17 protein-coding genes and 1 pseudogene are annotated in these 18,247 nt (G+C 51.3%); 9 read left to right on the forward strand and 9 right to left on the reverse strand.

Going from position 1 to position 18,247, the window contains the following annotated elements:
- The first annotated feature begins 498 nt into the window (after positions 1 to 498).
- From MKY64_RS25645 to MKY64_RS25655, 3 genes are all read left to right on the forward strand, one after another.
- Complete coding sequence (locus tag MKY64_RS25645) at positions 499 to 1,794, forward strand: ABC transporter substrate-binding protein (protein ID WP_340956603.1); 1,296 nt, start codon at positions 499 to 501, stop codon at positions 1,792 to 1,794.
- 83 nt (positions 1,795 to 1,877) lie between these two features.
- Positions 1,878 to 2,762 (forward strand): carbohydrate ABC transporter permease, encoded by an 885-nt coding sequence (locus tag MKY64_RS25650; RefSeq protein ID WP_340956605.1) that lies wholly within the window; start codon positions 1,878 to 1,880, stop codon positions 2,760 to 2,762.
- 41 nt (positions 2,763 to 2,803) lie between these two features.
- Positions 2,804 to 3,745, forward strand: coding sequence for a carbohydrate ABC transporter permease (locus tag MKY64_RS25655; protein ID WP_081751059.1), 942 nt, complete (start codon positions 2,804 to 2,806; stop codon positions 3,743 to 3,745).
- A gap of 127 nt (positions 3,746 to 3,872) precedes the next feature.
- Here the strand turns inward: MKY64_RS25655 and MKY64_RS25660 are convergent, their stop codons facing one another.
- From MKY64_RS25660 to MKY64_RS25670, 3 genes are all read right to left on the reverse strand, one after another.
- Positions 3,873 to 4,457 (reverse strand): 50S ribosomal protein L25, encoded by a 585-nt coding sequence (locus MKY64_RS25660; protein ID WP_339253070.1) that lies wholly within the window; start codon positions 4,455 to 4,457, stop codon positions 3,873 to 3,875.
- Positions 4,458 to 4,541: 84 nt separating this feature from the next.
- Positions 4,542 to 5,489, reverse strand: coding sequence for a DUF1861 family protein (locus tag MKY64_RS25665; protein WP_340956607.1), 948 nt, complete (start codon positions 5,487 to 5,489; stop codon positions 4,542 to 4,544).
- Positions 5,455 to 5,751 (reverse strand): helix-turn-helix domain-containing protein, encoded by a 297-nt coding sequence (locus tag MKY64_RS25670; protein WP_339253067.1) that lies wholly within the window; start codon positions 5,749 to 5,751, stop codon positions 5,455 to 5,457. The genes MKY64_RS25665 and MKY64_RS25670 overlap by 35 nt, the downstream gene beginning before the upstream one ends.
- A gap of 201 nt (positions 5,752 to 5,952) precedes the next feature.
- On the opposite strand from MKY64_RS25670, the gene MKY64_RS25675 reads away from it, so the two are divergent.
- From MKY64_RS25675 to MKY64_RS25685, 3 genes are read left to right on the forward strand one after another with little or no spacing between them, the layout of a single operon-like run.
- Positions 5,953 to 7,134 carry a glycosyltransferase family 4 protein gene (locus tag MKY64_RS25675; RefSeq protein ID WP_036723587.1) on the forward strand — a complete coding sequence of 394 codons (1,182 nt, stop codon included), beginning with the start codon at positions 5,953 to 5,955 and terminating at the stop codon, positions 7,132 to 7,134.
- A complete protein-coding gene (locus tag MKY64_RS25680) occupies positions 7,134 to 8,240 on the forward strand; it encodes a glycosyltransferase (RefSeq protein ID WP_340956611.1) in 1,107 nt (368 codons plus the stop codon). Before MKY64_RS25675 ends, MKY64_RS25680 begins: the two co-directional genes overlap by 1 nt.
- Complete coding sequence (locus tag MKY64_RS25685) at positions 8,233 to 9,315, forward strand: mannose-1-phosphate guanylyltransferase (RefSeq protein ID WP_340956613.1); 1,083 nt, start codon at positions 8,233 to 8,235, stop codon at positions 9,313 to 9,315. The genes MKY64_RS25680 and MKY64_RS25685 overlap by 8 nt, the downstream gene beginning before the upstream one ends.
- A gap of 101 nt (positions 9,316 to 9,416) precedes the next feature.
- On the opposite strand, the gene MKY64_RS25690 is transcribed toward MKY64_RS25685, so the two are convergent.
- From MKY64_RS25690 to MKY64_RS25705, 4 genes are all read right to left on the reverse strand, one after another.
- Complete coding sequence (locus MKY64_RS25690) at positions 9,417 to 9,653, reverse strand: DUF6953 family protein (RefSeq protein ID WP_036723590.1); 237 nt, start codon at positions 9,651 to 9,653, stop codon at positions 9,417 to 9,419.
- Between the two features lie 114 nt (positions 9,654 to 9,767).
- Positions 9,768 to 10,889, reverse strand: coding sequence for a TolB family protein (locus MKY64_RS25695; protein WP_340956615.1), 1,122 nt, complete (start codon positions 10,887 to 10,889; stop codon positions 9,768 to 9,770).
- A gap of 103 nt (positions 10,890 to 10,992) precedes the next feature.
- Positions 10,993 to 12,465: a sensor histidine kinase gene (locus tag MKY64_RS25700; RefSeq protein WP_340956617.1), complete on the reverse strand. Its 1,473-nt coding sequence runs from the start codon at positions 12,463 to 12,465 to the stop codon at positions 10,993 to 10,995.
- A complete protein-coding gene (locus tag MKY64_RS25705; RefSeq protein ID WP_076077487.1) occupies positions 12,462 to 13,154 on the reverse strand; it encodes a response regulator transcription factor in 693 nt (230 codons plus the stop codon). Before MKY64_RS25705 ends, MKY64_RS25700 begins: the two co-directional genes overlap by 4 nt.
- A 238-nt stretch (positions 13,155 to 13,392) precedes the next feature.
- On the opposite strand from MKY64_RS25705, the gene MKY64_RS25710 reads away from it, so the two are divergent.
- From MKY64_RS25710 to MKY64_RS33480, 3 genes and pseudogenes are all read left to right on the forward strand, one after another.
- A complete protein-coding gene (locus MKY64_RS25710) occupies positions 13,393 to 13,803 on the forward strand; it encodes a hypothetical protein (RefSeq protein WP_340956619.1) in 411 nt (136 codons plus the stop codon).
- Between the two features lie 205 nt (positions 13,804 to 14,008).
- Positions 14,009 to 14,452 carry an SMI1/KNR4 family protein gene (locus MKY64_RS25715; protein ID WP_036723598.1) on the forward strand — a complete coding sequence of 148 codons (444 nt, stop codon included), beginning with the start codon at positions 14,009 to 14,011 and terminating at the stop codon, positions 14,450 to 14,452.
- Positions 14,453 to 14,455: 3 nt separating this feature from the next.
- Positions 14,456 to 14,587: pseudogene (locus MKY64_RS33480) on the forward strand (flavin reductase family protein); the annotation flags it as partial.
- On the opposite strand, the gene MKY64_RS25720 reads toward MKY64_RS33480, so the two are convergent.
- Positions 14,584 to 15,108 (reverse strand): helix-turn-helix transcriptional regulator, encoded by a 525-nt coding sequence (locus MKY64_RS25720; protein ID WP_340956622.1) that lies wholly within the window; start codon positions 15,106 to 15,108, stop codon positions 14,584 to 14,586. The pseudogene MKY64_RS33480 and the gene MKY64_RS25720 sit on opposite strands and share 4 nt — an antisense overlap.
- 196 nt (positions 15,109 to 15,304) lie before the next feature.
- Positions 15,305 to 18,214 carry an S-layer homology domain-containing protein gene (locus MKY64_RS25725; protein ID WP_340956625.1) on the reverse strand — a complete coding sequence of 970 codons (2,910 nt, stop codon included), beginning with the start codon at positions 18,212 to 18,214 and terminating at the stop codon, positions 15,305 to 15,307.
- Positions 18,215 to 18,247: the final 33 nt, after the last annotated feature.

Here is an 18,247-nt window from a genome sequence, read left to right on the forward strand (position 1 = left end):
CAAATTTGCAGGTTTTTTAATGTCACCTCCATGTCATGTTATCAATGTTATTGTAGTAACATTTACCCACATTCTATTTTTAATCATAACAAATTGTCAATACATTTATTAATTAGAGAGATATTCTTCCTCTCTTTTCCACAAACTCCCATAACATCGTAAATTTCCATGTAAAATCAATGTTGTTTGCGCTTACAATAATCCATTGGTCAAAAATATTTACTGCTTACTTTCTGGATAAAATGATTTTTATATGTCTTTTTGCATGAAAAAACAATTGACAGGCTTCTTGCTATCATGAATAATGAAAGCAATATTGTTACTACAAATATTTGTTACTCAACCAATCACAAACAAAAATCAGAAACACCTCACTCAGATGAGTCATATAACATTACATTTAGGAGTGTGAACGCGTAGGGGAGAGTAGGGACTAAGGATAAAGAGCGTAGTCGCGTCAACTTATTTGCCAATACCAATCAAAGGAGCGATTAACAAATGAACAAACGGATGATTGCACTGATCTCAACGATGCTGATTACCGCCTTAACGGGCTGCTCTTCTGCAGCTTCTAATAACAGCCCGGCCAATAACGGAGGCTCCGGTGCCAAACCGGAAACACTCCGTATTGCTATGGGTTCGCCCGGCGAAGGATTAATCAAGGTCTGGGAAACGATCGGCAAGGAGTTTGAAGCGCAGCATCAGGGGATTAAGGTGGAATTCAGCTATCAGGACGATGACACCTATCAGACGATCGGATTGCCAAATCTACTAAGCGGCAAGAACGCTCCTGACCTGTACTTTGAATGGGCGGGGCAGCGCCTGCAGACAAGAGTAACGGACGGTTATGCGGCGGATATTACAGAGCAGCTCCAAAGCTCAGGACTGAAGGATATGTTCGCGGAGGGTACCTTCAATGGTATGGTGATCGACGGCAAGACGTATATGATTCCTACTGCGGGCGATGTGACGAACGTAATCTTTTACAATAAAGCGGTATTTAATGATCTGGGTCTTCAGCCGCCGGCCACCTGGGAGGAATTCCTTAAGATATGCGAGACTATCAAGCAGGCAGGCATCACCCCGCTCGTGATCGGCAACTCCGATCTGTGGACAGCAGGCAACTGGGTCGCCCATATCATTTCCCGGGTTGTGGGCGAAGACGCCTACAGTGAGGCTATGCAGCTGAAGCAGCCGTTCAATTCGCCTGATTTCGTCAAAGCCTACGGTTACGTACGGGAACTCTGGGATAAAGGCTATATTAACGAGAATGTAACTGCCGCAAGCGACAGTGAGGCGGACATGCTGTTCCTGAACGGCAGCGGTGCCATGCACCCGATCGGAAGCTGGCTGGCTCCAACCGCAGTCGAAGAGACGCCGGAACTTGAGCTTGGCTACTTCAATACTCCGGCCATACCGGACGGCAAGGGCAATCAGGACAGTGTAATCGGCGTGTTGAACGGAATGGTGGTCAATAAAAACTCCAGGCTGATCGACGAGGCTATTGAATTCATGAAGCTCTACAGCTCCCCCGAATCCTCCAAGAAGCTGTCCGATGCCGGAGCTGTTCCGATTACCAAAGACGGGATCGACAAGGAGACCATGCTTCCGCTCTCGCTGGAATTGAACGATCTGATGGAAAATGCTCCAGCGCTTGTGTCGCCGCCCGATACCGGCTATTCCATCGAAGTTGCCAACGCGCTCAATATGGCCACCTCTGAAGTTATCGGCGGCGCTAAATCACCTGAAGAGGCTCTGGCTGAGCTGGAGACAACTATCGCCCCTCTAAAGTAACGATGAGTACGTCCATAAGGCGGCTTCATCCGGAAATCGAAGATTACGCATCCCCCCTTATACCTTGAATTGGAGGTGGACCCATGTCCGGCCGAAGCAATAAGTTATCTCCCTACCTGTTCATATCTCCAGCCCTCCTGCTCTTTGGCTTTGTTGTACTTGTCCCCGTCCTTATGACCTTCGTATTCAGCTTCTACGATTGGAACGGGATCGGCACTATGAAATTCACCGGCTTCGACAACTACATCCGGGCTTTTCAGGACCGTGTCTACATGAACTCCTACGGACACACGCTTATCTATATTGTCGCCACTGTCTTTGTTGAAGTCATTGCCGGACTCGGGCTCGCAGGCTTGATCACGATGGGCCGCAAGGGAAGCGGACTCTTCCGGCTCGCCTTCTTCGTGCCCGTCATGCTGCCGATGATAGTCGTCTCCTACTTATGGAAATTCGTCTATAATTCCGACTTTGGCCTCATCAATATCCTGCTGGAGAAGATCGGCCTGGAGAGCTGGACCCGTGTCTGGCTGGGCAACCCCGATACCGCGCTTTATGCCATCTGCATCGTATCCGGCTGGGTCTACGCAGGCTTCTATATGACCATCTTTTATTCAGGAATCCAGCGCATCTCTAGAGAAGTCTATGAATCGGCCTATCTGGACGGTGCAGGGGAAGGACAGATCTTCTTCAAAATCAAGGTGCCCATGATCCGTAATCTGGTGGAGACAGGCATCATGCTGTGTGTACTTACCGGCTTCCAGTCCTTCGATCTGTTCTATGTAATGACCAACGGCGGACCGTATAATTCAACCGAAATCGTTACGACCTACCTGGTCAAAGTAGTCTTCACCCATATGAGCATCGGCTACGGCTCCGCACTTGCCGTCATCATGACAATTGTGATCGCAGTGATCGGGCTTGTGGCCGGCAGACTGAATAAGAAAGACTCCAGTGTACTGGAGTATTAGAAAGACACGGCTTCGCAGTCCTCTGAAAGAGGCTTCGGGTGATGACTCAGGTACTTTGCGGGGACCCCGATACATGTACATTATACGAAAGTGAGGTGTACCGCTTGACGACCACAGCCCTGGATCTCAAGAAAGACGCTTACAGCGGCGGGGAAGCGGCCAGCCGCAGAGCGTTCTCGCATATTCTGTATTATCTGTTCATGATCTTCATTTCCTGCTTCTATTTCTACCCGATTCTCTGGCTTATTCTCTCCTCCTTCCGTGAGAACCGGGAGATCTTCTCCGCTCCATTCGCACTGCCGGAACAGATCAATCTCCAGAACTGGTCCAAAGCCTGGACCGTCGGCAATATGAGCACCTACGCCGGCAACAGTGTAATTGTAACCTCGGCCACCGTTGCGGGCATTCTGCTCTTCGCGAGCCTCGCAGCCTTCGCCTTCAGCAAGCTCCGCTTCCGCGGCAGCAGCTTCCTGATGCTGATGTTCGTATTCGGACTGTTTATGCCGCTGCAATCCTTTTTCATTGCCCAGAGCTATATTTTTGAGCAGCTGAATTTGAAGGATTCCTATATGGGCTTAATCCTCCCTTACATTGGAACCGGCCTTCCGCTGGCCATATTCCTGCTCAAGGCATACTTGGATTCTATACCGAAAGAGCTGCTGGAGGCTGCCCGGATAGACGGCTGCGGCAACTGGAGAATGTACAGCAGGATTATCCTTCCGCTGCTTATTCCGAACATGGCCACCGTCGGGATCTTCTCAGCGCTGAATGCATGGAATGAGCTGCTGCTGGCCATGCTGTACATCCAGAATGATGCACTGAAGACGATACCGGTTGGTCTGCTGGCCTTCTCCAGCCGGTATATGACCGACTATAAGCTGCTGTTCTCAGCACTCTCGATTATTACGCTCCCAATGATTGTCGTATACCTCTTCTTCCACCGCTATATCGTTGCCGGCCTGACAGAAGGGGCGCTGAAATAACCTCCCCCTGACTTCTTTCCTGTCCCCCACAACAACAAAAAGCCCCTTCGGGCAGACGTAGCGGAATCATGATATATCATGAGCTTCCAAGACGTTCTGCCCGAAAGGGCTATGCGTCATACTGTATTTAAGCCGGAGTAACTACTACCGGTTCTTCAACTTCTTCATGTACAGTCTTGATCTGAATCATGACCGTACTTGGATCGGTCAGCACTTCAATGCCATCCTGGAAAATCAGATCCGACACCAGCAATTGGTCGCCGATGGCAAGGCCGCTGATATCCACTTCCATGGAAGTAGGCAGATCGCCCGGCATACAGCGGACTTCTACTTCATAGATTTCCACCTGCAGTACGCCGCCTTCTTTGACGCCAACAGCTTCGCCTGCAAAATGAATGGTCACCTTGCTGTCCATGCTGATGCTCATGTTCACATGCTGGAAATCAATATGCAGCACTTTACCGGACATGGATTGCTTCTGGATGTTCTGAACCACTACCGGAACGGTTGTACCGTCGGTCAATTTCCCTTGCAGGATCGCCCGCGGATTCGTTCTCAGCACTTCCAGCAGTTCCTTCTCGTTCACTTCAAGACTAAGAGTATCTTTACCAATTCCGTACAGTACAGCCGGGATGCGGCCCTGCTTTCTTGCCACATTCAGGTTGGACTTCGTGTCAGACGTACGATTGCTTAGTTGAATAAATTTACTCATTGCTTGGTTCCCGCTCTCTTCGACCATAAATTCTTGTCACCTCAAGTGTAACATGACCATAGAATCTAGTCAAACCTGCGGCAATCAGACTTCATATTCGGCAAAAGGATCAGGGATCTCGATTCTATAGGCTTCCGCATCGCTGACGCCTACAGACAATACCGCCCGGCCGTCCGCTCCGCGTACCAGTCCGCCGCTGAAGATGACATCCTGCAGATCAGGACGTTTGCCCGGACCGATCGGGAAATCGCTTCTGGCTGCGATGATTTTAACCGGGGTAGTCTCCAAAGTGTCCGGATTAAGCGAGAAGACCATAGAGTAGTAATGCTTCTTCCCCAGACGGTCGAAGCAGGCAATATGCCCCAGCACACCTATATGGCCATTGCGCAGCAGATGGGCTTCATTGGCTCCGCCCCACTCTTCCGGCACGAATTGATGCTGCAGAATCTCCGCCTCCAGTAAGGTCTGTTCATGCAGCTCCTCCAGTGAATCAATAATGGTGAAGCCAATCTGTCCTCTGCCGCCTACCTCTCCCTGAGGCCTGGTGAGCACGCCAATTCTGCCATCCAGCAGCTCAATCAGCCGGATATCCTTCATCATTGCCGGACCGGAGGAGAAATGATGCATTGAATCAATCCGGTATCCCCGGTAGAACTGGGTAACCCAGGAGACTATCTTGGGCGGATTATCCCCAGCCGTAATCACCTCAACTCCGCCGACAATCAATTCTCCCTTAACGCGGGTTACGCAGGGGTCCTGCAGATTATAGGTATGGGTATGCGCACGGGGAACCCATACCCCATCTGCGCCGGATGTAAAAAAGAAGACTTGAGAGAACTCGCTATCCCGTTCCTCAACTCTTCCCAAGATCACTTCCTCCCCGTCATGCAGAAACGGAGCTGTTATATTGTATACATCGCGTCCGCCCACACCGGAGAAGACCAGCTTCTCCACGTGCACGGTACGGAGATTGGCATAAAAGGTATCCAGCAGTTCATTACAGGTTGCTGTCTTCGCCGGGCTCCTTGTCATTGCCTTCCTCCTCATATTCATTTGCCTTATCTATTGCCCAATCGTTCTCATCCGGTTCCATCCGGATCAATTCCCCAGGCTGAATATTGAAATACGTACACAGCTTCAGCAGCAGATCCCGGGGATACTGCACCATCTCGTCTTTGTACATCCGCCGGACGGAATCGAAATGGTAATTAATGTCCTTCGCTAGCTTGCGAATCGATAATTTCGGGTCATGCTTATCCATAACCTCACTCAATTTACTGCGTATGACTGGCATCCATACACCTCCTACATCACTATATCCGGTGATTTCAAGGGAGTCAATAAATTGACAAGATTAAATGGTCATGTTATAGTTTGGTCAGGAAATAATTTGCAGAAACAAAACTTTATACCACTCATCCCCGGAAAATAAAGTCCTCTTTATTTTCTTTTTTTGTCCCCAAAAGTTCGATAATCAATAGGGAGGCTTTCTATTATGAACCACAGCAACCGCAATAAAAACATTGTTTTCCTGTCCACCAGCCTGCCTAGAGAATGCGGAATTGCTACTTTCACCCAGGATCTGCTGGATGAATTCACGAAGCTTCAGGGCTTCAACAAACCGCGCATCATCGCCATGAATAACAACGGGAACTACCGTTACACGGATCAGGTCATGCGGGAAATCAACCAACATCAGCTATCTGATTATATAGAATCAGCCAGGGACATCAACCAGTCAGATACCGATCTGCTAGTCATTCAGCATGAATTCGGCATCTACGGCGGAGAGAGCGGCGAATATCTGCTGCAGTTCACAGAAGAGCTTCAGATCCCTTACGTGGTTATCTTCCATACTGTCTTAACCAAGCCTACCCCCAAGCAGCATGAGATTATCACCCGGCTCGCCGAAGGAAGCGTCAAGGTAGTCACCATGGCCCAGTCCACAGTAGAGGATCTAATCTCTGTCTATCATATTAACGCCGCCAAAATAGCATTCATTCATCACGGCGTTCCTTTTGTCCAGACCTCCACACGTGCAGAGCTGAAGCTCCAGTACAAGTTCGGCGAACGCAAAATCCTCTCGACCTTCGGCTTCCTGAGTCCCGGCAAGGGCATTGAATATGCGATTGAGGCTATGAGCGGCGTAGTGAAGCAGCATCCTGACGCGCTCTATATCATCTGGGGCAAGACGCATCCGGTCGTTAAGCAGGAGACCGGTGAAGTCTACCGGCAAAAGCTGACCGATCTGGTGCATGAATTAGACCTGGTCAATAATGTGCTGTTCGTCGACAAGCTACTGACCCAGGAAGAGGTCATTGAGTCCCTGGTGATGTCGGATATATATATGACTCCTTATCTGGGCAAGGAACAGGCCGTAAGCGGAACGCTCGCTTATGGAGTCGGCTATGGCAGAGTGATTATCTCCACCCCTTACCGCTATGCCGAAGAAATGCTGGCGGGAGGCAGAGGACTGCTGGCAGAATTCCGCGATTCGGCTTCCCTGGAGGCCTGTATTCTGGAGCTGCTGGACAGTCCGGCCAAAGTCCGGGATATGGAACAGCGTACACAGGAACTCGGCAGTACAATGATGTGGAGTGAGGTTGCGAAGACCTATGCCGCCATCTTCCAGGACATTATAGGCCTTGCCACACCGGCTGACCGGAGTGTGATCTGATGCAGGCGCCAGCAGTGTTACAGTTCAAGCCGGACTATATGCGCCGGATTACCGATGATACAGGGATTTTTCAGCATACGAAATTCGGGGTTCCCGACCGTGCCAAAGGCTACACTACCGATGATAATGCGCGGGCTCTAATTGCAGCCGTTCTGATGTACAAAAAAAATCAGGACAACGCCTCCCTCGACCTGATCCATACGTACCTCTCTTTCGTCCACCATGCACAGACTGAAGAAGGCAACTTCCGGAACTTCATGGACTATAACCGTTCCTTCCTGGAAGAACGGGGCTCTGAGGATTGCCAGGGGCGTACCCTCTGGGCGTTGGGCTTCGTACTCTCCTATTCCTCCATATTGCCTGATAATCTGCTGAATACCTGCCGTTATTTAATCAACCAGGCGCTGCCGCATATCGCAGGCCTGCGGTCACCCCGGGCTCTGGCCTATGCCGTGATCGGACTCAGCTATTTACCCGGGACTCCAGGAGCACTCACCTACTCCTTCCCTTATACGCATATACCAAGTACAGAAGAAGAACGTGCCTTCCTGCCTGAAGCCTTCATCACAGAACTTATTGAATCTGTTGCCGTCCGGCTGAATGACCAATACAATCTCACCAAGGGCGAAGGCTGGAACTGGTATGAAGACAGTCTTACGTATGGTAACTCAATGCTGCCCTGGGCGCTGCTTAAGGCTTACAAGATTTCCGGCAATCCGGCGCTGAGAATCACGGCTAAGGAAAGCCTCGATTTCCTGATCTCCCGGACCTTCGCGCCGGAAGGCTATTACAAGCCCATTGGCAGCCACGGCTGGCTGCTGCGCGGCGGCAGCCCTGCGTTATATGATGAACAGCCCATCGAAGCCTGCGAAATGCTGCTGGCCTGCGAGGAAGCGGCCGTTGTGCTGAAGGACCCGGCTTATCTGCAGCGGGCTGACCTGTGCTACGCCTGGTATACAGGGAATAATTCCTTGCAGATCTCCCTGATTGACCCCCAGTCCGGGGCTTGCTACGACGGCATTCACAGCTCAGGGCTGAACCTCAATCAGGGATCGGAGAGCATTATATCCTTCTCGATTGCCCATCTGGTGACTCATCATGGATAAATACGCAACCATACTTGCAGGCGGTGGCGGCACCCGCTTCTGGCCGCTGTCCAGACAGGAAATCCCCAAGCAGCTGCTGAACATCAGCGGCAACGATATTATGCTGAACGATACGATCGAACGCTTCAAGGGCATCATACCGCAGGAGAATACCGTTATTGTGACGAACCGCACCCAGGCGGTCCTGCTGGAGAGCATTATGCACAGCAGTGTTCAGAAGAGCAATATTCTGATCGAGCCTGTGGCCCGGAATACTTCAGCAAGCATCCTGTTCGCCGCCTTCTCCATCCAGCAGATGAGTGAAGGGGATTCCCTAATGGTCGTCCTGCCTTCCGATCATTATATTACCGATGAGCCGCAGTTCCGGCTTACGCTGGACGAAGCCTGCACCGTCGCGATGGAGAGTGACGCCATTGTCACGATCGGGATTAAGCCGACCTTCCCGTCCACCGGCTACGGCTACATCGCTTATGACCAGGAGCCGATCGCAGTCAAACCGGTTGCTGTATACGATGTAGCTGAATTCGTGGAGAAGCCGGATTTCAAGAAGGCACAGGGGTATCTGGCCTCAGGCAATTATCTCTGGAATAGCGGGATCTTCATTTGGAAAACTTCGGTCATTATCGATAACTTCAAACGTTATCTGCCGCGGCTATATAATACGATGCTGCCGATCAGTGAAGCGCTCGGTACAGACCAGGAGCAGGAGACGATTAACCGGATCTATCCGCTGCTGCAGAATATCTCCATTGACTATGGCATACTTGAACGCTCTGATGAGGTAGTGGTGCTGTCCGGCCAGTTCGGCTGGAATGATATCGGCAGCTGGGACGCACTCGGCGCCATCTTCCCGCCTGATGATGAAGGCAACATTATCAAGGCCAATCATGTCGGCATCGACACCCGCAATTCCATTATCTATGGCAACGGGCGGCTGATTACCACCATCGGCGTGGACGGCTTCATTATCGCCGACACCGGGGACGCGGTCATGATCTGTCCCAAGGATAAGGCGCAGTCGGTTAAAGATATCGTTGATCTGCTCAAGGACAAGGGCATGCTGGAATATGTATAGGGGATGCCACGTAAGTTCTATTTGCATACAAAAGGGAGCACTGCTATTACAGCAATGCTCCCTTTGTTATGTTCTTATGGTTATCCTCTACTCGTTCAGCCTCAGGTCCAGGCCCACAGGAACCCGTCGCGGTCCCAGGCAATCCGGCCGCCATGCAGCTTGCGGAAGGCCTTCTTCACTTCCTTGGATAACGAGGCATTGCCATTCTCATTCACGAATACAAATTCCTCACCGAAATTCGCCTTCACATATTCAATCGCAGCGGTCTGGTATAAAGTTCCTGTGAACTTAATCTCCTTCACCATCCACTCCGCTACTTCCTGTGCGGTTACTTCCATTGGGGGTACTGCTCCTTCCTGTTCATCCTGCTTGCACATTCCCCCATTATACCACGAATCCCGCCAGTCGATTCCGCCATTCCAGCGGCCTTTACCTTTTGGCGAATAAGAAAGCTAAGACAGGCTAACCACATAGGTCAGAAACTGATAGATATTATCCTTCAGTACCGTAGCTGTAGCCAGCAGCTTCTTGCCGGACGGACTCCAGTGGAGAGGATCAGCCAGATGAAAATCATTCAGCACAGGCGTCTGCTCTCCGGTCTCCACCTCGGTAATGAACAGGTCCTGCTGGTCATCCGTTGAACCGGCCGCCGTCACTGCATAAGCCAGCAGCTTGCCGTCCGGCGACCAGCTGGTGCCGAAGATCTGCTGCCCTGAAGCTAGCTTAGACTGCTCATTGCCTTCGCTGTCACAGAGCTTCAGAGTCATCTCTCCGCGTCCGATACGCTCGACAATCGCCATCTGACTTCCGTCCGGAGAGGGAACCGCCCAGATCACATTCTTTCGCAGCACCTTGGTCTGCTTCGTCGCTGTGTCATAGGCGCTAAGCTGGCTGTCTTCACCTGTAACATAGAGAATCCGGCTGCCGGTCTGAACCACCTCATGCACATACGGGATGCCCGTCTTCACGATCGTCTCCTGCTTGCCGGTTAGATCTGCACTTAGAATATTGCCTTCCATATCAGGAAAAATCACATGCGCGTCATCCGCCCACTTTCCTTCCTCCAGCCGAAACTCTGCATCACTTACCTTCACCGGTGCGCTCCCGGACAGATCCATAATATAGCCGAACCCTGTGACGTCATACAGCTCCTTGAAGAAGACATGCATCTTGTCCGGAGACAACTGCGGCGCGCCGTAATTCAGCTCTCCCGTCTGAAGCGGTGCTTCCTCACCTGTGGACAGGGTATGCAGATAGAGATTCAGCGGATACCGTTCCTGTCCTTCAATAATCTGCGAGGGAAGACTGCGGTTCTCCTTGGTCACTACCATTACATCCTCACCGGCAAAATCCGTCCCCCGCACCCCCTCCACCTTCTGTATGCCCGCAAGCTTCAGCTTTGTATAGACCGGTTCGCTGATATTATCGAGGACTGTAATTTTGCGGCCTGCCTTCTCTACAACCTCACGTGTATCTGTGCTCTCAGTACTACAGGCAGTAACCGTTAGCAGAACAGCTCCGCAGAGCAGAATGCTCCAGATCTTGCCCCTGGCTCTATGGCTCTTATGATTCATTCAGGCTTCCCTCCAGCTCATCGCTCATGTTGCCACTTCAGCATAGCGGACGCTTATTTCCAAACCGCATCGCAAATATCTCCAACTTGTAAACTTTATCCCTTCAGGTCACCAGCGGAAAAGACAGCTCAAACGCCGCCCCTTCGCCTGAGCCTTCCAGCAAGGCAATGGTTCCGCCCTGCTTCTCCACCAGATTACGGACCAGCGAAAGACCAAGCCCTGTGCCGCCCGAGGCTCTGGAACGGTCACGATTGACCGTATAGAACGCTTCGAAGATCTTCTCCCGCGACGCCTCCGGAATGCCGATGCCGGAATCCTGCACGGTGATCCATACCCGCTGCTCCCTGACCTCACTGTACAGATGAACACTCCCCTGCGGGACATTATATTTGATCGCATTGTCCAGCAGATTGATGAAGATATGCATGAAGCTTTCTCTATCGATCCAGATATGCGCGGGCTGGGCGTCAAGCGTGACTGTGAGGCCGTAGCGCTCCGCCTTGCCTTTCATCCGTCCGCAGATATCGCGCAGCGTACTCTCAACCTCCAGCAGCTCTGCCTGGGATTCAAAATCATACTTCTCCAGCGCCGTTAATTGCAGCACCTTCTCCACCATCTCGTACAGCCGCTCTGTCTCCTTGGCGATACTCAGCTTGGCATCATGCAGCAGCTTGGGGTCATCGTCATACATATTCAGCAGATCAACATACGCCTTAATCGAGGTCAGCGGCGTCTTGAATTCATGGCTGATGTTCCCGATGTACTGCTTCTGCTGCTGCTCCAGCGCCTGAAGCTTCTCCACCGCCAGCTCCAGCTTACGCCGTTCTTCATCCTTGGCGGCAATGCTGCGCTCGATCTCCCGGCTCATGAAGTAGATGCCCTCGGCCAGCTCACCCAGCTCATCCTTACGCCGCACCGGCGGAGCCGTGATATAGTTGGCACCGCGGATATCCTCCGCCGCCTTCTTCAGCCGCCCGATGGAGGCAGCCGCACGGTTGAAATACAGATACCCGAGGATGAAGCTGAACACCAGAACCACGCCGCCTGTCGTCAGGAACAGATTCAGCAGCGTCTGCTGGAAGCTGCGGGCTCCCTCCAGGGAGTATTGCAGCTGCACCACGCCCATCTGGCCCTCCGGCCCCTGCAGCGGGGCCAGGTAGAACAGCTTATCGCCTTCACTCTGGTAGGCGACCTTGTTATTCAGCGCGTAGTCCAGCGCTGTGCTGAGATCGGGCTTACCCGGACCCGGCACAGGCCCGCCTTGCGCCGAGGTGCCCGCCTGCTGGCCCTGGCTGTCGTACAGGGTCACCTCCAAGCCGGTGAATCCGGCCAGCTCTGCAGCCAGCGCCTTGCCGCGCTGCTGCATGAAGACCTGCGGCGTAAGGCGCGCACCGGTATAGTATGTCTGCTTCACACGCAGATTGACCGTGTTGACATGCTGGGCCAGACTGCGCTCCGTCTGGCCCTGCTCATTGCGCTCCACGCCGCGCAGGACGAAGTAGCTCAGCACGCCGACGGCCAGAATCAGCAGTGCCGCCAGGAACAGGCTGAATTTCAGCTTGATGCTGATTCTCATGAGTAGCTCCCCGCAGGCACGGCCTTATAGCCTACACCGTAGACGGTTTGCAGGATATTCTGGTAGGGCTCGCCCAGCTTTTTGCGCAGCCGCTGGATATGAATATCCACGGTGCGCGTTCCCCCGGCATAGTCCATATCCCAGACCTGCTCCAGCAGCTCCTCGCGCATATACACCCGCTGCGGGTGCGAGAGCAGCAGATGCAGCAGATCGAATTCCTTCGGGGTCAGCTCCAGCGGCTCCCCGCCAAGCTCGGCGCTGCGCCGGTCCGGGTGAACCTGCAGGAGGCCGTATTCGATCAGCTCACTGCGGATCTCAGCCGTATTCTTCTCCAGCCGGCGCAGCAGCGCCTTCACCCGGGCCAGCAGCTCGCGGATCTCGAAGGGCTTGGTCATATAATCGTCTGCACCCAGCTCCAGACCGACAATTTTATCAACAATATCATTCTTGACAGTCAGCAGGATGATTCCAATATCATCCCGGTCCTCCAGCTTGCGGCAGACATCATAACCGCTCAGCTTCGGCATCATTACATCCAGCACCAGCACATTCGGACGAAAGGTATTCGCCTTGCTCAGCGCTTCCTCCCCGTCACCGGCAGTATCGACCTCATAGCCTTCACGCCGCAGCGCGTAGGCAATCGCACTTACAATGGCCGGTTCGTCATCGACGACCAGTATTTTTTTCATAGACGGTTCATCCTTCCGCTCACGCTTGTTCTGATCTGTTACTGCCCTTCAAGAATAACGCAGATGAAGAAGCCGGAGCAAGGAACCGGCAGAGCCAAGCAAAGTTTAGGTTATCTTTAAGAAGACTTAAGCTTCATTTCAGTATTATTGGGTAAACTGTACTTAGCTGAAGTTCACTAGCCGCCGTAAATGATGAACCTTGACCGATATAACCAACCACGAAAAGAGGATTATACACATGAATATAAAACATATGAATATTAAGCGTGTAATGATTGTAGGAACAATGATCGTAGCTATGTCGTTCGGAGGAACGGCCTGGGGTAAGCCGGCTTTACATACCCTTCCTGTCGCCAAATGGTCCACCTCTGATGTGGCCGATACCGATGAGCTGCTGGATGCCCTGAACCTGAACCCGACCTCTGACGAAGAGCTATACGACGCCTTATATGAAGGCAAGTCCCTGCGTAACATCGCAGAAGAGAATGGCGGCAACGTGACCCAGGTCATCAACCTGCAAGTCAAGCAGCTGACCCAGCAGCTCGAAGCCAGACTCGCCAGCGGCAGCATCACCCCGCAGCAGTTCAACGCACAGAAGGCCGAGCTGAGGGAGATTGTCGCGCAGAGTGTCGAAACTTCGTTTGGCTGAGTGAATGGGCGCAGCGATAACTAAATAGGGTTGAAAGTATTTAAAAAGCTGTCCCTTTCGCAGAATTACTGCGTATGGGACAGCTTTTTTATATCCGGCTCATATGCCTTCGCAGCAACACATTTAGATCATTCAAAGAGCACTATTGACCTAAGTCCCGCTCTTGTTATGATTAATAGATACTCTTAGAAATGGAGGAAGAACAATGAATGATGCGCTAATGGAACGTTTACAGCTTTTTTTAACCAAAGAAGGGAATCAGAGTCTGCTCGGTACACCGGCAACAGAGGAACAAATCGCTGAGGCAGAGAAGCAACTGGGTCTGTCGCTGGATCAGGATTATGTTCAATTCATCCGAAGCTTTGGCGGCGCTTATGCCGGACTACCCGTACACGCCTTCAGCAACGGTTCCTCCATCGGACGGGAGAGTGTGACCGAGTTAACGTTGTCCTTCCGCGAGGATTACAAGGATACCGCTATGAGCGGGCTGCTTGCACGAAGTGCAGTCTTTTCCATGGACGGCTCGGGCAACCCGATCCTGCTTGACCCCGAGGGCCGCGTGCTGCTCATCGACCATGATAACGGGGATTACGAGGTGATCGCAGAATCGTTTGCTGCGCTGATTGAAGAGAATTTTATGGAGTGGTAGCTTCATTCCTTGCACCTAATTATTATGGATGACAATCATATCGATCCTCTGAAATGGAGTCCGCTCATCTACAATTTCCGCCATTATTTTGGTCTGGGTCATCAGCTTGGCAAAACCTACCGGGCAGAAACCTAACCCTTACGGTTGGTGTCCCATGCTCCCATAGAGCAGAACTCGACCTTAAGGCTGGATGTGCCTGTAATATCTTCGAGAACCGGTACAATCAAATTGGAATAACGGTGATATAACCATTCTGAAGCAAAACGGCTCGGACTGTAGACGCAGTAAGTCTCCCCCAGCTGTTTCCCCTTCGTGCCCTTGAACCAGGTGTTGAAGCTGGGTGGTGAGATGCGGCCTTGGATACGATCCAAGGCCGCAGTCCAGACCTCATCCGGCAGCTCGATGGGAGGGCTTACAATTTCCTCAGAAGCTGAATCGCGGCTAACGCTCTCCCCTAACAGAAGCTCTTCCACCGACTTCCCGAAGACCTGTCCAAGCTTCAGCAACACCCCGATATCAGGCAGGCAGTCACCCTGCTCCCACTTGGAAACCGCCTGATGGCTTACGCCCACTAAGCTGGACAGCTCTGCTTGGGTCAGGGATAGCCCCTTCCTTAAGTTCAATATATTCTGCCCGGCTTTGTTATTATCTATCAACGTGACCACACCTCCACTCTACTATCACTCAACACAGCCAATAGTAGCATAGAGGAGCTGATATCGAAATCGAGCGTAAGTAGAGTATTCTAAATTTATTCTGCAACTCTAGGTTGCAAAAGGCTATGTAGTGGTCTTGATTGCTCATTCCATTAGAAAACGGCTGGTCAGGTTCCCCTGATCCAGCCATTTACGGTTATTTCAATATTACATTATCGATCAATACTGCCGTGTCAAAAACGCTGTCACCTTGATCCCACACATGGAACCGGAGGACAATGGAGCCCTTGCCGGCAAATTGGCTCACATCAAATTGGACGTGCTTCCAATTCGTCATGTAGGCCGTATCATCCCCGCCGTAGAAATTAACGTCTACTTTGTTCTCATCAATCCAATAGGCTGTGGACTCATTAATCGATTCCTTACCCACAATCACAGATTCCTGTCCGTAGACACTGGACGTCACCGTAGGTCCGCCATTCAAGTGTGAGGTGACGAGGGAAGCCGGATTGATGTATACACTGGAAGTTACTGTTGCTCTAAATGTATCGTTGTATTTGGTTCCAACAAACTCCTTTGGCTCCTCAGAAATGAAATTGTAATCGAACGACAAGGTTGTGGCTCCCGCCGGGACAATGAAGCTCTGCTCGATATAACTATCGGAATTGTAGTCATATCCTCCCTTATCATTGTTTTCAAACCCAAGGCCAGTACTGATAATCACCATGTAGTTACCCTCTGTAGGCTTAAGCGGCCCCAGCTTTGAGATGACCCGGACATCTCCGTTTCCATTCCAGCCGGTCCATTTTCCGTTCTCAAAGGTTCCGTTGATAATCCCTTCGGTCTTCGTACCGATGCTGCTTCCCTTCATAACGAATGCTGCCAACCCGTCATCGGTTCCATGAGCAGCCACTGCTGCCTCAAAAGCTTGTCCGGTTGTCATATTCTCATTATTCAAGGCATTGAATACGGATGGAGCAATGACCTGATCATAAGCAAGCTTTACATAATCGGTGTAACCATAATAAGTGCTGGCGCCATTGTTGATGAACGCATCCGACATGGAATCGTTGTATGCGCTGCGGCAGCTGCCGTTATATACAATAGTGCCGGGAAGCATATCATTGTACCGTGTAATGAAAGAAGGCGTAATCGCATAATAACCTGATATGATAGCCAATCTTCCCTTTTTCAGATCCAGTTCATAGGTCTTGTTGTTCTCTGCGTTTGCCTTCTCTCCAGTCAGGAACATGACTTGCGGCCCCGCATATTTGAAATCAACACCGTATTTATCATGGAATGTCTGGAGCACAATCTCATCATAGTACGTATCCCCATGAGAATCTAAGACCACAACACCATACTGATCAAGTCCTTTGAAGAAGTTAACGCCCGCTGCGCTGTCCTTTACTCTCTCCGCAAGGAAGGGATAATTCGACTGCTCGAAGCTTTGATATACAGCGTCATACACCGTCGAAGATGGAAGGGTGACGGAGAATGGAGAGACCACAGCAACCCGCTGGCTTCCTATGGTGGCTACGGTTTGTTCCACATCTTGCGTGAGCGCCGTCAAAGCATTATTGGACGCAGCCTCTTCTACAGTGTTGTTTAATCCTTTTGTATTCTCAGGGGCCGAGGATATTCCGCCTAGAATCCCGTTGTCCAGCAAATACCAGATGCTTCCTCCTTCACCTGATATTCCTGCATGCTCTACTTCGTCCTGGGTTTGAAGCCAAGCCACTGTCTCTTCCTTTGCCTGTTGCAAATCACCTGTAGAAGCAGCCAGTTGATCAAGCATACTCTGTGTATTATTTTCAATCATTTCTGTTTGTGCAAGCTGTTCATCTGTAAGATGCTTCAGTACAGACAGTTTAAAGACTGCACTGCTAGGTACCTCTCCAACAAAGGCCTGCAGATTTATGTAGCCCTCTGTATTTTCAGTTAATGCTGCTTTGCCGCTATAGAGTCCGTCTGCCGCAAGGCTGTCTCCATGAATTTCTTGACCATCATCGTACAGCAGGGTGATCTGTGACATCATTTTTCCGCTGTCATCTACCTGATAGACACTTGCAGTTACTGTCTCTGCCGCATTAAGCGTTGTACGGAAAATAACTTCAGTGGACTCTTCTGCATAAATAGCATCTGTACTCTCCCCCTTCACTACAATCTGGAGAGCATTGGCCGGTACTGGAGTTGGCTCCACTGGTGCCGGTGTTGGGGGTGCTGGAGTCGGCTCCGCTGGTGCCGGTGTTGCGGGTGCTGGAGTCGGCTCCGCTGGTGCCGGTGTTGCGGGTGCAGGCGTTGCCGATGCTGGCGTTCCTGGACCCGGGGCTGCCGGAGCGCTCACAGACGTATCACGGATAGCTTGTGTCGCTGTAGGAGCCGGAGTAACCACCGGAGTCTTAACAATGTTCGTCTCTTCAGCAAGGAGCTGCTTGGACTTCTCAACATATAGTGCCTTATTCGTCTTGAACTCATATGCGAGACGGGCCAGAGCCTGGCGCTCTGCGCGCTCTTTAGGTTTGAATTTCAGCGTGCCGTCAATGCCCTCTACTCCGTTGATGAACCCATTGTTGAAGGCGAGGGATACTTGAGCTTTTGCCCATTCAGACACCTCAGACATATCCGACAGCTTACTGCCAAGCGGCAGCTTCTTCGCCGTTTCATCTAATTCAAAGGCCCGGATGAAAAATACAACCAGCTCTTCCCGGGTTACACTCGAATTAGGACTGAACGTGCTCGCCGATGTCCCCTCTGTGATGCCTGCCTTCACCAACGCACCTACATAACCACGATACCAGCTGGTAGCGGCAACGTCTTTGAATGCTGCGGCCTGATCACCACTTACTTCCAGTCCTAAGGACAGGACTATAATTTTCGCCAGTTCGGCGCGCGACATAGCCTTATTCGGTTTGAAGGTGTTATCTTCATACCCCGAGATGATTCCTGCTTCAGTTAAAGATTGAATCTCCTTTTGAGCATAAGAGCCTGCGATATCTTTCAATTGCGCGGACTCCCCGAACACCAGATGTGGCGTAAGGCTGCTGATTAACAGGGCAAATACAATCAACAGACTGAGTTTACGGCGTGCTGCTTGGAATAACAAAATTTCTTCCCCCTCTTTCTTTGTAAAAAAATT

The organism is Paenibacillus sp. FSL R7-0210 (assembly GCF_038009085.1).
Classification (GTDB): Bacteria; Bacillota; Bacilli; order Paenibacillales; family Paenibacillaceae; genus Paenibacillus_AQ; species Paenibacillus_AQ silagei.